This is a genomic window from Bacillus sp. LK2 (assembly GCF_001043575.1).
In the GTDB taxonomy this organism is placed as follows: Bacteria; Bacillota; Bacilli; order Bacillales; family Bacillaceae_G; genus Bacillus_A; species Bacillus_A paramycoides.
Genome location: NZ_LDUK01000033.1, coordinates 47,110 through 61,838, shown reverse-complemented (window position 1 = coordinate 61,838; position 14,729 = coordinate 47,110). Strand labels below are relative to the sequence as shown.

The 14,729-nt window shown below is 32.5% G+C and carries 14 protein-coding genes; 13 read left to right on the top strand and 1 reads right to left on the bottom strand.

Annotated features, from left to right (window positions below; genetic code table 11):
• The first annotated feature begins 111 nt into the window (after positions 1 to 111).
• The 3 genes from plsY to tdcB all read left to right on the top strand — a co-directional run bounded on the left by plsY (position 112) and on the right by tdcB (position 3,436).
• Positions 112 to 660: a glycerol-3-phosphate 1-O-acyltransferase PlsY gene (gene plsY, locus VK90_RS19480; RefSeq protein ID WP_048374537.1), complete on the top strand. Its 549-nt coding sequence runs from the start codon at positions 112 to 114 to the stop codon at positions 658 to 660.
• An 89-nt stretch (positions 661 to 749) separates the two neighbouring features.
• On the top strand, positions 750 to 2,318 hold the full coding sequence (locus VK90_RS19475; RefSeq protein WP_048374535.1) for an aminotransferase class V-fold PLP-dependent enzyme: 1,569 nt from the start codon (positions 750 to 752) through the stop codon (positions 2,316 to 2,318).
• 116 nt (positions 2,319 to 2,434) lie between these two features.
• Positions 2,435 to 3,436 carry a bifunctional threonine ammonia-lyase/L-serine ammonia-lyase TdcB gene (gene tdcB / locus VK90_RS19470; protein WP_048374533.1) on the top strand — a complete coding sequence of 334 codons (1,002 nt, stop codon included), beginning with the start codon at positions 2,435 to 2,437 and terminating at the stop codon, positions 3,434 to 3,436.
• 63 nt (positions 3,437 to 3,499) lie between these two features.
• Here the strand turns inward: tdcB and VK90_RS19465 are convergent, their stop codons facing one another.
• Positions 3,500 to 3,829, bottom strand: a complete 330-nt coding sequence (locus VK90_RS19465) for a YkvA family protein (RefSeq protein WP_048374531.1) — start codon at positions 3,827 to 3,829, stop codon at positions 3,500 to 3,502.
• 234 nt (positions 3,830 to 4,063) lie between these two features.
• On the opposite strand from VK90_RS19465, the gene VK90_RS19460 reads away from it, so the two are divergent.
• The 10 genes from VK90_RS19460 to VK90_RS19415 all read left to right on the top strand — a co-directional run bounded on the left by VK90_RS19460 (position 4,064) and on the right by VK90_RS19415 (position 14,597).
• Positions 4,064 to 4,756, top strand: coding sequence for an MBL fold metallo-hydrolase (locus tag VK90_RS19460; protein WP_048374530.1), 693 nt, complete (start codon positions 4,064 to 4,066; stop codon positions 4,754 to 4,756).
• A 97-nt stretch (positions 4,757 to 4,853) separates the two neighbouring features.
• On the top strand, positions 4,854 to 5,123 hold the full coding sequence (locus tag VK90_RS19455; protein ID WP_048374528.1) for a hypothetical protein: 270 nt from the start codon (positions 4,854 to 4,856) through the stop codon (positions 5,121 to 5,123).
• Positions 5,124 to 5,196: 73 nt separating this feature from the next.
• Positions 5,197 to 6,543 (top strand): DEAD/DEAH box helicase, encoded by a 1,347-nt coding sequence (locus VK90_RS19450; protein WP_048374526.1) that lies wholly within the window; start codon positions 5,197 to 5,199, stop codon positions 6,541 to 6,543.
• A 256-nt stretch (positions 6,544 to 6,799) separates the two neighbouring features.
• Positions 6,800 to 7,435, top strand: a complete 636-nt coding sequence (locus VK90_RS19445) for a TetR/AcrR family transcriptional regulator (protein WP_048374524.1) — start codon at positions 6,800 to 6,802, stop codon at positions 7,433 to 7,435.
• Positions 7,436 to 7,499: 64 nt separating this feature from the next.
• Positions 7,500 to 8,744 carry an MFS transporter gene (locus VK90_RS19440; protein WP_269431823.1) on the top strand — a complete coding sequence of 415 codons (1,245 nt, stop codon included), beginning with the start codon at positions 7,500 to 7,502 and terminating at the stop codon, positions 8,742 to 8,744.
• 6 nt (positions 8,745 to 8,750) lie between these two features.
• Positions 8,751 to 11,090 (top strand): ABC transporter permease, encoded by a 2,340-nt coding sequence (locus VK90_RS19435; RefSeq protein WP_048374523.1) that lies wholly within the window; start codon positions 8,751 to 8,753, stop codon positions 11,088 to 11,090.
• 12 nt (positions 11,091 to 11,102) lie between these two features.
• Positions 11,103 to 11,864 carry an ABC transporter ATP-binding protein gene (locus VK90_RS19430; RefSeq protein ID WP_048374522.1) on the top strand — a complete coding sequence of 254 codons (762 nt, stop codon included), beginning with the start codon at positions 11,103 to 11,105 and terminating at the stop codon, positions 11,862 to 11,864.
• 128 nt (positions 11,865 to 11,992) lie between these two features.
• Entirely contained in the window at positions 11,993 to 12,703 is a 711-nt protein-coding gene (locus tag VK90_RS19425; protein ID WP_048374520.1) for a class I SAM-dependent methyltransferase, read from the top strand.
• A gap of 119 nt (positions 12,704 to 12,822) precedes the next feature.
• Entirely contained in the window at positions 12,823 to 13,230 is a 408-nt protein-coding gene (locus VK90_RS19420; RefSeq protein ID WP_002171979.1) for a VOC family protein, read from the top strand.
• A gap of 584 nt (positions 13,231 to 13,814) precedes the next feature.
• A complete protein-coding gene (locus VK90_RS19415) occupies positions 13,815 to 14,597 on the top strand; it encodes a class I SAM-dependent methyltransferase (RefSeq protein ID WP_048374519.1) in 783 nt (260 codons plus the stop codon).
• Positions 14,598 to 14,729 lie beyond the last annotated feature (132 nt).

Genomic DNA, 14,729 nt, shown 5'->3' with positions numbered 1-14,729 from the left:
TTGTAAAAATGTGATGTTAAAATATATAAAGGGATGTAGAGTAAGAAAAGTACAATATACGTAGTAATTGAATACTTTATATGTATTCCCATAAAGAAAGTGAATGATTACATGATTAATAGCATGCAGTTTTTGTATGTAGTGGCTTCTTATTTATTTGGAAACATATTGACCGCATATATATTAACAAAATGGAGACATAACGTTGATATTCGTGAAGAAGGAAGTGGAAATCCGGGCGCAAGAAATATGGGGCGAGTATATGGCAAGTGGTATTTCGTCGCTACATTTTTAGGTGATGCAATCAAAGGTGCAATAGTAGTTTATATTGCAAAATATCTTTTTGAAGATTCTACATTCATAATGTTAACATTATTGGCCGTTATAATCGGACATATTTACCCAATTTTGTTTAAAGGCAAGGGTGGAAAAGGCATCTCAACATTTATTGGAGGATTAATCGCATTTGATTATTTGATAGCGCTTACTCTCCTGGGTATTTTTATTATATTTTATTTAATATTCAAAGGATTTACGAAGCCGGGGTTAATTACAATCGCTTGTTTACCACTTTGCATGATTTTTTATGCTTACTCTATTGTTACGACTATTTTAAGTGCACTTATTATTGTACTTATTTTATATGTAAATCGAGAATAAAGTGAACCTTTAATAAGTGGGGGGAATCTCCACTTATGATTTTTATGAATTAGATAGTGAGGGATAAATAGAGATAAAGGAGATAGGACATGGGGTTAATTTATAAGGTTGCTGATCAAGCTTGGGAATTTGAAAGTATACATAAATTGAATTATAAAACATTTGTAGAAGAGATTCCGCAACATGAAGAAACAAAAGAACGTTTTCGTATAGATCGATTTCATGAAGAAAATACATATTTAATTTGTTTAGATGGGAATAAGTTAGTAGGTATGGTCGCGGTGCGGGGAAAACGACCATTTTCGTTAGATTATAAAATTTCAAATTTAGATTTTTATTTGCAAGAGCATGGAGAAAAAGTATATGAAATTCGTTTACTCTCAGTAGAACGTGAATATCGAAATGGAAGAGCACTGTTAGGCTTAATTCGCTTTTTACATCGTTATTTGCTTCTAAATGGATATGAATTAGCACTCATTTCCGCCACAACACGTGAACTTGCATTATATAAGCAAATGGGATTCAAACCTTTCCATACATTAGTTGGAACAGAAGAAGCAGCTTTCCAGCCAATGTATGTTACACCTGCTATGTTTGAAGAGTCGAGTACTGGAGGTATTATGAAGAAAGAATATACGTTTTTACCTGGTCCAGTAGACATTGAAGAGAATGTTCAAAAGGCATTTTCTGCTAAGCCTATTTCCCATCGTTCTAAGTCGTTTCAAGTAACGATGGAAAATGTAAAAAAACGATTACTTCAAATGACGAAAGTAAAACGTGTACAACTCATGTTAGGAACGGGGACGTTAGCGAATGATGCCATTGCTTTACAGTTACGTTCTTTAAAAGGCAAAGGGATAGTTTTAGCGAATGGGGAGTTTGGTAATAGATTAATCGGCCAGGCAAAACGTGTACATTTAAATTTTGATACGTATAAAAAAGAAATGGGAGAGCCGTTTATTTATACCGAATTAGAAAAAATAATGATAACTGGAAATTATGAATGGCTTTGGTTTGTTCATCATGAAACATCAACTGGAATGTTAAATAATTTAGAAGAACTAAATACTCTTTGTAAAAAGTATCAAATGAAACTATGTGTAGATTGTATAAGCTCAATTGGAGCAATACCAATAGATTTGAAAGATGTATATTTTGCAAGTGGTGTAAGCGGAAAAGCGATTAAATCATTTACAGGATTATCTTTCGTTTTTCATAATCACATTATAGAGAAAAATGAAGCAATACCCGCGTATATGGACATTGGTATGTATGAAATAAATGATAGCATTCCATACTCACATTCATGGAATTTAATTTATGCATTGCAAGAAGCATTGAAGAGATTTGAAGATGAAAAGACATTTTTAAAAATAAAAGAGACGTATGCTTATATTGAACAAGCTATTACTACTATGGGTTTAAAGCTTGTTTCACCTAAAGAACATGCCGCGTCAATTATTCTTACTGTTCAATTAAACGAAGGGCAGTCTTCTAAAGCAGTAGGCGATGCATTAGCATTACAAGGATATATTATCCATTATGAATCAGCATATTTACAAAATAATAACTGGATTCAAATAGCATGCCTTAATCACTATAAAGAACGTGATATGAAGAGGATGTTGAATTGTTTGCAGATGTGCGTATTAAAGTAGGGCGTGCATATATAATGAATGTTTCATAACATAGTTGGTTGCGTATAAAGGAGTTATTACTTAATAAAACGTAGGAGACTAGGATTAGATTATAAACAATTAGAAGGGGTGTTAGTATGATAACTAGAAAACTACCATTACATATAGAGGATATTAAAAAGGCTCAAAAAATTTTGGATAGAAATGCTCGTAAAACACCATTAGTTAAATCATTTTATTTGACTAGTAAAACGGGTGGAGAAATTCACTTGAAATTAGAGAATATGCAATTAACGGGTTCTTTTAAATTCCGAGGTGCATTTAATAAAATGTCGCAGCTTACAGATCAAGAAAAAGAGAGAGGAGTTATTGCATGTTCGGCAGGTAATCATGCACAAGGGATTGCTTTATCTGCTCATTTACTTGGTATTAAGAGTAAAATTGTGATGCCAGTTTCTGCACCTCAAGCGAAAGTTGAGGCTACTCGAGGATATGGATCAGAAGTTGTTTTATATGGTGAAACTTTTGATGATGCAAAAGCAAAATGTGAGGAAATTATAAGAGAAACGGGAGAAACATACTTACATCCATATGACGATGTAGAGGTAATGGCCGGTCAAGGTACAATTGGTTTAGATATCCTTGATGATATGTGGGATGTTGATACTATAATTGTACCAATTGGCGGAGGTGGAATTATTTCTGGTATTGCAGTTGCATTAAAATCTTTTAATCCATCAATTAATATTATTGGCGTACAAGCAGAAAATGTTCATGGAATGAAGGCATCTTATGATGTTGGGGAAATTGTGGAACATTACGATGCACCTACTATAGCAGATGGTTGTGCAGTTAAAATTCCAGGGAATTTAACTTTTGAAGTTGTAAAAGAATTAGTAGATGATATTGTAACAGTATCTGAAGAAGAGTTGGAAGTAGCAATGAAAGACTTATTACAACGCGGAAAAGCTGTCGTAGAAGGGGCTGGTGCTTTAGCTACCGCTGCTCTGCTTGCAGGTAAAGTTGATCAATATATTAAAGGGAAAAAAGTAGTAGCGGTTATATCTGGTGGGAACGTAGACTTGCAACGTATATCAAGTGTATGTGAGCATTTTTTTGTAGCTAATGAAGTAAAATGATATTTTAAATAAATTAGCATAATGAAAGAAGAGCTAAGAGAAACCATCTTAGCTCTTCTTTCATTATGCTTGTGCTGAAGTAAATAATGACTCCATTTTTAGTTTACTCTTTTCTCTAATTTCAGCATCCGCATGACGCATAACGTATTTATGCGCTACAGCGATTGCTAAAACATCATCTAATAAGCCAATCCCAATAATAGCAGCTATATCTGGAATAAAATCGATTGTTAATACGTAATAGGATAAAGCGGCTAATATTATGAGTTTGGCTTTAGTAGGTAATTCCTTCTTTTTCATTGTGTAGAATAAAATAATACTTTCATATACGCTGGATTTACCGAGGTTTGCCGAGCTTTTTTTGAACTTTTTCCACAGCGTCTGTTTCTCCATATAAACACTCCTTTTACAAAAACATAGATTTTTAAAAGGATTGACAAAGAAGTGAGGGAATAATCAATTTTATTGTTTTTCTTACTGTATATTTCCATAAGAATAGGAAATTACCTGTTCAAAAAAATATAATGTTTGTTATGCAACGACTCACGGTGTTTCGTTATATAGTAAAATATATGTGGATGATTCAGTTATTATTAAACATTTAATAAGCGGTATGGGGGAAGGAAAATGAAGATAATAGAACTGCCAATTGAATTCGAATATAACGGGAGAAAACAATGTATTTATCCGAGCTTAATTATATTAAACAATGAATTAACTTTAGTAGATACAGGTTATACAAATTTTTCACCTTTAATTGAAGATGCAATTTTAAAACATGGATACGAGATGAAAAACTTAAAAAATATAATTATTACTCATTATGATGACGATCATATAGGGTCTTTACACGATTTTAAAGTGAAATATCCTCAAATTAATATTATTGCTAGTGAAACTGAATCTAACTATATTAGTGGTGATATAAAATCAGAGAGATTGGTTCAAGCTGAAGAAATGCTAGAACGTATGCCAGATGAAGAAAAAGAATTTGGTGAATGGTTTATACAGCAGTTAAAAAATGTAAGACATATTTCTGTTGATGAAAAGGTATATGATGGTCAAATGATTTTGAATAATGAATGTCAAATAGTGGCGACGCCAGGACATACTTCGGGGCATATTTCATTATATTTCCCAAATTTGGACTGTGTAATTACGGGAGACGCAGCTGTTCAAGATAATCGAGAATTAGTAATTGCGAATCCGAACTTTTGTTTAGATATAGAAAAAGCGGAACAGTCTTTAAAGAAGATTAAAGATCTTAAAGCGGAAAGTTATTATTGTTATCACGGAGGGAAACTTACCAAATTAAATTAGTGTTCACTTTTATCACCCTGTAACTATATTTCCGGACATTTGTAATATATATGTATGGGAACTTATATGTTTAAAAAAAGTTATAGGAGGGGAGAATATGAGCTCTTTCTTTGATGTGATAGCAGATATAATTTTATTTTATCCTAGAAATGACATGAAATTAAAACATCATATTGTGAAGTTAAGCGAATTTGAGTGGTTTCGAAATCTACATGAAGATACGAAGTATACAAGTTTAATTTGGAGTAATAGAAAGATTAAGAAGTACATTTTATCTACTGCTAACATGGAAAAATTAATTAAATCCGAGCAAAAACAAAAGGAATTTGCCTATCTTGTACACGATGAATATAAAAAAAGAAGATAAGAATTTTTTTATTTTTCATATTTGGCGAAACAAATGGTACAATGAAAGCTAATGTGAAAAATAAGGAAAAGAAGTGGTCTATTTGAAAAACTTTTTAGAATTAGGAATTAGTGAAACTTTTAATCATACATTACGTGAAAATGGAATTGCGGAAGCAACACCGATTCAGGAGAAAGCGATTCCGGTTATACTGTCTGGTAAAGATATTATTGGTCAAGCAAAAACTGGAACAGGTAAAACACTTGCGTTCGTTTTACCGATTTTAGAAAAAATCGATCCAGAGTCTAGTGATGTTCAGGCTTTAATTGTTGCACCAACAAGAGAACTAGCACTGCAAATTACAGCTGAAATTAAAAAAATGCTTGTTCAAAGAGAAGATATTAATGTATTAGCGATTTATGGCGGACAAGATGTAGCGCAACAATTGAGAAAATTAACAGGTAATACACATATTGTTGTTGCGACACCAGGACGATTATTAGATCATATACGACGTGAAACAATTGATTTAAGTAATCTTTCAATGATTGTACTAGATGAAGCGGATCAAATGCTTTATTTCGGTTTCTTATATGATATTGAAGATATTTTAGATGAGACACCTGACAGTAAACAAACGATGCTATTCTCAGCAACGATGCCAAAAGATATTAAAAAATTGGCGAAACGTTATATGGAAGAGCCGCAAATGATTCAAGTGCAAAGTGAAGAAGTAACGGTAAATACAATAGAGCAGCGTGTCATTGAAACGACAGACCGCGCAAAGCAAGATGCACTTCGTTTTGTTATGGATCGTGATCAGCCATTTTTAGCAGTTATTTTCTGTCGTACAAAGGTTAGAGCAAGTAAGCTTTATGATGATTTAAAGGGATTTGGTTATAATTGTGCTGAACTTCATGGTGATATACCTCAAGGGAAACGTGAAAGAGTCATGAAGAGTTTCCGCGAAGCTAAAATTCAGTACTTAATTGCGACTGATGTAGCAGCTCGTGGACTGGATGTAGATGGTGTGACTCACGTATTTAACTATGATATTCCTGAAGATGTAGAAAGCTATATTCACCGTATTGGCCGAACAGGACGTGCTGGTGGTTCAGGTCTTGCAATTACGTTTGTTGCAGCGAAAGATGAAAGATTTTTAGAAGAGATTGAAAAAGTACTAGGTGCACCGTTGCAAAGACAAGTAATTGAACAACCGAAGATAAAACATGTAGATGAAAATGGAAAGCCGATACAAAAGCCGGCTCAAAAACCGAAGAAAACAGGTCAATATCGTCAAAGAGATAGCCGTGAAGGTTCAAGAAATAGCTCAAGAAATGATACAAGAAATAGTTCGAGAAATGATAACAACCGATCATTTAATAAGCCAAGCAATAAGAAAAGTAGTACAAAGCAAGGTCAGCAAAGACGCGGTCGTTAAATATTTATAATTTTAAAAGAGTCGTAAAAAATTGCGGCTCTTTTTTGTTTTTTTATAACGAAGTCGATATAAGTACAAGGGTGATTTTAATGAGCAAATTTAAAAATTTCATTCACCGTATTAAAAATAAATTTTAAAATTCATAAAGGAAATATAAAGTAGGGTGTCGTATATGTGCTGTAAGAGGAAACTTTTTACTAACTAAGCATATAATTCAAGTAGACCGACAGTCGGTCAATAAAGAAGGAGAACATGAATGAGAATTGTAAAGGAGTATGAAGAGCGTAGAAATGAGATTTTAGAAACAGCTGAAAAATTATTCGTTACAAAAGGCTATACGAAAACAACAGTAAATGACATTTTAAAAGAAATCGGTATAGCGAAAGGAACATTCTATCACTATTTTAAGTCGAAAGAAGAAGTGATGGATGAAATCATAATGAGGATTATTAAAGCGGATGTTGCTAAAGCGAAAGCAATCGTCTCTAATCCCAATATTCCAGTTTTAGATAAGTTATTTCGAATTTTAATGGAACAATCACCAAAATCAGGGGATATAAAAGAGAAAATGATTGAACAATTTCATCAACCAAATAATGCGGAAATGCATCAAAAAAGTTTGGTGCAATCAATTATATACTTATCTCCTGTGTTAACAGAGGTTTTAAAGCAAGGAATCGAAGAGGGGATATTTTCTACCCCATATCCTCAAGAAACGATTGAATTATTAATTTCCTCAGCGCAAGTCATATTTGATGATGGATTATTTCAGTGGAAGCCTGAAGAAATGATGAGGAGAGCTATAGCTTATATTAAAATGATGGAAGCATCTGTTGGAGCGAAGGAAGGGTCTTTTGATTATATGTTGGAGGTTTTAATCAAACAGAAATAGTAAATTTCTGTTTGATTACTATGGACCGACAGTCGGTCTAAATCGAATGAAGGGTGTGAGTATAATGTCAATTAGCACAAAATCTTCTATGAAAGATTTTCATTTAATGGTGACTGGGCAAACTATAACAATTTTAGGATCAACGCTCTTACGTTTTGCTTTGTCTTTATATGTGCTAGATATAACAGGGCGTGCAGATATATTTGCAGGATTATATGCAATAACGAGTATTCCATTTTTGTTGGCACCTCTCGGCGGAGCAATTGCAGATCGCTTTAATCGTCGTAATATAATGGTTATCTTTGATTTAATAAACACTGCGATTGTATTAGGTTTTATTGCTTTATTAATTAATGGCACTGTATCTATTATGTGGATTGGAATTGTTATGTTTCTATTAGCGGTTGTTAGTGCAATGTACGCCCCAGTTGTAATGGCAAGTATTCCGCAATTAGTCCCAGAAAAAAAACTAGAACAAGCGAATGGTATCGTAAATGGTGTGCAAGCATTATCTAATATTGTTGCACCTGTATTGGGAGGAGTATTATATGGCATCATTGGTTTGAAAATGCTTGTTATAATAAGTGGCCTTGCGTTTTTTCTATCAGCGATATTAGAAATGTTTATTAAAATACCATTTATAAAAAGAATGCAAGAAGACCATATCGTACCGACAATTGTAAAAGATATGAAAGAAGGATTTCTTTACGTTTTAAAACAACCATTTATTTTGAAATCTATGCTTCTTGCAGCGTTACTAAATTTAATTTTGACACCCTTATTTGTTGTTGGTGGGCCTATTATTTTGCGAGTAACTATGCAAAGTAGCGATACGATGTACGGAATCGGGATGGGATTAATCGATTTTGCTACAATATTAGGTGCATTGTCAATCGGTTTCTTTGCTAAAAATCTGCAGATGAAAACACTGTATTATTGGATGTTTGTTATTGCTTTATTAGTTCTACCAATGGCGTTATCAGTTACACCATTTATCCTTAGTATGGGACATTATCCACCATTTATCCTCTTTATACTTTGTTCTATTTTTATCGCAATGATTATGACAATCGTCTCCATTTATGTAATTACCGTTGTACAAAAGAAAACACCGAATGAAAATTTAGGGAAAGTAATGGCAATCATAACAGCAGTGTCTCAATGTATGGCACCAATTGGGCAAATTGTATATGGTTTTATGTTTGAAGGGTTTAGTTTAAAAATTTATTTACCTATATTATGTATTAGTTTCATATTGATAATATTAGCTTTTGTAACTAAGAAAATATTACGGAATGAGGGGAACTAGTTTGATATGATTAGGCGAATGTTAAAAAGGGATTTCTCTCAAAATAAAATGATTTTCGTTATTTTATTTACGTTTATAATACTATCGTCTCTTTTAATGGCTAGTGCTTCAAGTATGGTTGTAAACCTGTTCAGTTCAATGGATCAATTATTTAAACAATCAAATGCACCTCACTTCGTACAAATGCACGCTGGAGAAATAAATCAAAAATCAATTGATTCTTTTGTAGCGAAAACACCATTTGTAAAAGAACAGCAAACGGCTGAAACAATCCTAGTGAATGGATCTAATGTTTTCATAAAAAGTAAAGAGCATGCAGAACAAAATAGTGTAATGGATATAAGTTTCGTTAAACAAAACACTTCTTTTGATTTTCTATTAGATTTAAATAACAAAGTAATAGATGTTTCAAAAGGTGAAATTGGTGTGCCGATTTATTATATGCAAAAGTATGATTTGCATATTGGAGATAAAATATGGATTGTAAAAAATAATATTGAACTGGAATTTACAATTTCAACCTTTGTTCGTGATGCTCAAATGAACCCATCAATTGTTAGTTCGAAGCGATTCGTAATAAGTGATGAAGACTTAGAAAGAGTAAAAAGAAATGTTGGAGAAAGTGAATATCTTATTGAATTTCAGCTAACAGATTTAAATAAAATAAACGAATTTGAAAATATATACCAGTCATCGAACTTACCTCAAAAAGGACCCTCTATTACTTATTCTCTCTTTAAAACTCTCAATTCGTTAACTGATGGAATAATAGCAGCAGTACTTATGTTAATAAGTGTATTATTAATGCTAATCGCAATTTTATGTATTAGATTTACGATTATTACGTCTATGGAAGAAGATTATCGTGAAATAGGTGTTATGAAAGCGATCGGGATTCAAAATAAAGATATTCAAAAACTGTATGTAACAAAATATGTTGTTATTTCTGCTAGTGGCTGCATATGTGGATATATTCTTTCACTATTTGTTACAAAAGTCTTTACCACTAATATCGTACTTTATATGGGTGTGACAGATAAGGGTATTTTACATTATATCGTGCCCATGATAGCTACATTATTAATGTTTGTAGCTGTTATACTGTTCTGCCGACTTATTTTGCGGAATTTCAGGAGAATTACAGCGATGGATGCTTTAAGAACTAGAGATAGGATAGGAATAACAAAGTATAGTAAATCTTTTTCGCTCTATCAAACTAACATTTCAAATGTAAATATATTTCTTGGTATACAAGATGTAGTGAAGCGATTTAAGTTATATCGAGTATTAAGTGTTGTTTTAATAATAGCGGTGTTTATGATTATTGTTCCAGTTAACTTTTTGTATACAATTAAGTCACCGCAGTTTGTGAATTATATGGGGACAGGAAAAAGTGATATACGAATAGATTTACAGCAGTCAGAAGATATAGAGAAACGATTTAAAGACGTATTATCGTATATACGAAACGATGATGATGTGAAAAAATACGCAGCATTTGTGACGAGTGCATTTAAATTGGTGAACGATGAGGGGGCATATGAAAATATAAATGTAGAAGTTGGAGATTTTACTAAATTTCCACTAGAGTATGTTGAAGGTATGGAACCAAAAAATGAAAATGAGATTGCTCTTTCTTATATGAACGCAAATGAATTAAAAAAGAATGTAGGTGATGAGTTAGTTCTAATGGTAGAAGGAAAAGAAAAAGAGCTAACTGTAAGTGGGATATATCAAGATGTGACGAATGGTGGAAAAACAGCTAAGGCGAACTTACCATATAACAAGGAAAATATATTATGGTTTATTGTAAATATAGATATAAAGCCTACAGTGAATATGCAAGAAAAAATGGAAGAATATAAACAAAGTTTTTATTCCGCGAAAATAACAGATACGAATGAATATTTGTCTCAAACTTTAGGAGAGGCAATTAAACAATTACAACTTGTGACTCAAGTTGCAATTATGATTGCTATAACGATATCTATTTTAATTACTGCAATGTTTTTTAAAATGTTATTGGCAAAAGACTCCTCACAAATTTTAATTATGAGAAGTATCGGGTTTTCTTACAAAGATATTCGTATGCAATATGTAACTCGTTCTATGGCCATTGTATTAATTGGTATCGTAACAGGAACATTTATAGCTGCTACGTTTGGAGAAATGCTAGTAAGTTTGTTAGGTTCCTTTATGGGAGCTGCTCACATAAAGTTTGTAGTCAATCCGGTCGTTTCTTATGTAATATGTCCAGCTATTCTGTTTATAGCAGTATCCGCAACAACACTTTTCAGTAGTTTTACTGTGAAACAAACAAATGATTTAAAAGTAAATGGAGAATAGGAGGTGTGTAAATTGAAAAAAAATTTAGAAGTAAAACAATTAAATAAAATATATTCAATAGATGGAAATAGATTTTGCCACGTGCTTAAAAATATAGATTTAGAGATTAATGAAGGAGAGTTCGTATCGGTCATGGGACCTTCTGGTTCTGGAAAATCGACGTTACTTTATAATATTAGTGGTATGGATCGGATGACTTCAGGAAGTGTGAAAGTTGCTAGTAAAGATATATCATTTATGAATGAGGAATCGTTAGCAAAATTACGGCTCAGCGAAATGGGATTTATTTTTCAGCAGAGTAATCTTCTTAGAAATTTGAATCTTTTTGATAATATAGTTTTGCCTGCGTATTTAGCAAAAGTTGAGAGTAGGAAAATAATAAATAAACGTGCACTTGAGTTGATGAAGAAAACGGGAATTAGTCAAATTGCAACTAATAATATAACTGAAGCATCAGGAGGACAATTACAAAGGGTATCTATTTGTAGAGCGCTCATAAATAAACCTAATATTATTTTTGCTGACGAACCAACGGGTGCTTTGAATTTAAAAACGACAGAAGAGGTAATGAATTTTTTAGCAAATATAAATCGTACGGGAACTACAATTATGCTAGTTACTCATGATGTAAAGATAGCAGCTAAAACAGAAAGAGTTCTTTTTATGGTGGACGGAGAAATTGTTAGCGAAATAAGAATGGGTAAGTATAGGAACAATGATTTGAAAGAGCGAGAAGAGAAGCTGTTAAAATGGTTGACAGAAATGGGATTTTAATAATCTTTTAGTATGAATTTAAAAGAATATGTATCATTAGCTCCTATTGTAATTAGGAGTTTTTTCTTTGTCTAAAAGTCTAAAATTAGATATAATAATTTTCTGAATATTTAAAAGGAGTGGTTTTAATGAAAAATGAAACGTTACGCACACAAGAAGATATTTTAAAAATGTTGGATTCATTATTAAGACCTGCAGAACCGTTTTGGAATGAATTTTATGCGAATAGAGAAAAGGATGTTCCGTTTTTTGAAAATGTTCCCGATGAGAACCTAGTTTCGTATATACAAAAAGAATGGGTTTCCAAGGGGAAAGTGTTGGAGCTTGGATGTGGTCCAGGAAGAAATGCAATTTATTTAGCGACTGAGGGATTTGATGTAACAGCGGTGGATTTGTCTATAGAAGGCATTAGTTGGGCGAAAGAGAGGGCATTAGAAAAAGGAATAGAAATTCACTTTATTTGTGATTCAATTTTTAATTTAGATGCTCAAAATGAATTTGATTTTGTATACGATTCGGGTTGTTTGCATCACATTCCGCCGCATAGAAGAATGAATTATGTGGATTTAATTAAGAACTCATTAAAATCGGGTGGTTATTTCGGATTAACATGTTTTGCAGCAGGTGATTTAGATGAGCGAAATGGATCAGAAATAACTGATTGGGACGTATATAGAGGATGGAGTTTACAAGGTGGACTTACATATTCAGAAGAAAAATTAAGAGAGATATTTAAAGAATTTGAAGTAATTGAAATACGAAAGATGAAACAAATTGAACAGCCGAATGAACTGTTTGGAGAATCATTTCTTTGGACAGCATTATTTAAGAAGAAATAAAAAAGTAGATAATTGACAAACTCATCGTTTTTATAGACAATACACTTATAAGAATATATGTTCGGTTTTGTTATCCGATGTATGTTTTGCATAAATACATAACAAGGGGATGTCTCTAAATGAGTAACACAAATCAAAAAATCACTACGTTTTTAATGTTTGAGGGCAATGCTGAGGAAGCGATGAATTTTTACACGTCGCTATTCGATCAATCAGAAATTGTAAGTATCTCTCGTTACGATGCAAATGGACCTGGTAAAGAGGGAACTGTAATTCATGCAACTTTTACGTTAAATGGACAAGAGTTCATGTGTATTGATAGTTTTGTAAAGCATGATTTTACATTCACTCCAGCTATGTCTCTTTATGTAACTTGTGAAACGGAAGAAGAAATTGAAACGGTTTTTAATAAGTTAGCACAAGATGGAGCAATTCTTATGCCTTTAGGTTCCTATCCATTTAGTAAAAAGTTTGGCTGGTTAAATGATAAGTATGGTGTGTCTTGGCAGTTAACTCTTGCTGAATAAAATAGAAAAAGTGTAGCTTATTTAATAGGTTCAGTTAAGAGGTTGAAAATTAAAATAACATTAAAAAAGGCGTTCCAACTGTCAACAGGTATGGAAGGCTTTTTTGTTGGTATATCAATCTTTTTTTGAAATTGGCAATTAAATATCGCTAATGTATTTCTAAAGGTCAATGACTGTTGCACCAATGCCTTTATGTAGCAAGACTGTCTATTAGAGAAAAGTTACATTTATGAAAACTTTACCCCAAAGGTATGCCTATTAAACCTTGACCAACCTTCGGATATATTACAATTTGTGCATGACCTATAAAACCAAGAATGGTCAAAAATTGACTCCCGAACAACGGATTGGTTGACTGATAAGAAGTTTTCCGTGAAAGAGATCGTTTATTTTAAATGAATTGAATAGTCGTTGAATTTTGTGTCTATTTAGAATTTTTTTATAGTTACTTTCATTTATCTGTTAAAATAAATATAGACAACTATGTATTTACTATCTGGTAGGTTAATAGAAAAAGGGAATGTATAAACAGTTAATAATCTTACACTTAAATTGCAACTAGATTGTTAGGAGGAATAATCATAATGGATACTACACAACAAAATAGTACCGCATGGGATAAGAAGGTTGAAGAAGGCTCTAGATACACTCAGCCTGTAAGTAGCGAGGTTATTGAAAGAAGTAAATCAGGTGAATGGGAAATCACGGTCACCACGGAAAAATCAGTTCCTAGAGATTGGTTTCCAAAGTCATTAGAGGGATTAAAGATACTTTGTTTAGCATCAGGTGGAGGGCAACAAGCACCAGTTCTGGCTGCTGCTGGAGCAGATGTAACAGTTACTGATATATCTAAGAAGCAATTGGAGCAAGATGAAAAGGTAGCAAAACGGGATGGTTTGACTTTAAAAACAGTACAAGGAGATATGTCAGACCTTAGTGATTTTGAAGATGAATATTTTGATATTGTCGTAAATCCTGTTTCTAATTTGTTTGTAAAAGATGTTCATCTTGTATGGAATGAAGCTTCAAGGGTTTTAAAGAATAAAGGTATTCTTATTTCTGGATTTACAAACCCTTTACTATGGATTTTTGATGACAACCAAGAACGAAAAGGTATTCTTGATGTTAAACATTCAATACCTTCATCAACATTGGATTATTTACCAGAGGATGAGGTTCAAGATTACATCAATTCAAATCAAACAATAGAATACGCACATACTCTAGAAGACCAAATCCAAGGTCAAATTGAAGCTGGCTTTGTTATAACGGGTCTTTATGAGGATGATTTTGGTGGAACAAGGATATTAGATAAGCATATTAAAACGTTTATTGCTACAAAAGCTATAAAGTTAAAGGTTGATTAAAAATTTTAGCTTGTTACACGGGGCTTTAGCCAAAGAAGGTTCTTAAAAACAGTGAAAGTTCAATATATGTCAAAAAGGATGGCACCTGCCATCCTTTTTCGTGTGTATTTTGAGTGTCAAAACAAGTTTTAT

Bases quoted from the DNA above. Each gene is read 5' to 3' on its own strand.
- plsY (WP_048374537.1), top strand. From the start codon at position 112: ATGATTAATAGCATGCAGTTTTTGTATGTAGTGGCTTCTTATTTATTT.
- VK90_RS19475 (WP_048374535.1), top strand. From the start codon at position 750: ATGGGGTTAATTTATAAGGTTGCTGATCAAGCTTGGGAATTTGAAAGT.
- tdcB (WP_048374533.1), top strand. From the start codon at position 2,435: ATGATAACTAGAAAACTACCATTACATATAGAGGATATTAAAAAGGCT.
- VK90_RS19465 (WP_048374531.1), bottom strand. From the start codon at position 3,829: ATGGAGAAACAGACGCTGTGGAAAAAGTTCAAAAAAAGCTCGGCAAAC.
- VK90_RS19460 (WP_048374530.1), top strand. From the start codon at position 4,064: ATGAAGATAATAGAACTGCCAATTGAATTCGAATATAACGGGAGAAAA.
- VK90_RS19455 (WP_048374528.1), top strand. From the start codon at position 4,854: ATGAGCTCTTTCTTTGATGTGATAGCAGATATAATTTTATTTTATCCT.
- VK90_RS19445 (WP_048374524.1), top strand. From the start codon at position 6,800: ATGAGAATTGTAAAGGAGTATGAAGAGCGTAGAAATGAGATTTTAGAA.
- VK90_RS19440 (WP_269431823.1), top strand. From the start codon at position 7,500: ATGTCAATTAGCACAAAATCTTCTATGAAAGATTTTCATTTAATGGTG.
- VK90_RS19435 (WP_048374523.1), top strand. From the start codon at position 8,751: ATGATTAGGCGAATGTTAAAAAGGGATTTCTCTCAAAATAAAATGATT.
- VK90_RS19425 (WP_048374520.1), top strand. From the start codon at position 11,993: ATGAAAAATGAAACGTTACGCACACAAGAAGATATTTTAAAAATGTTG.
- VK90_RS19420 (WP_002171979.1), top strand. From the start codon at position 12,823: ATGAGTAACACAAATCAAAAAATCACTACGTTTTTAATGTTTGAGGGC.
- VK90_RS19415 (WP_048374519.1), top strand. From the start codon at position 13,815: ATGGATACTACACAACAAAATAGTACCGCATGGGATAAGAAGGTTGAA.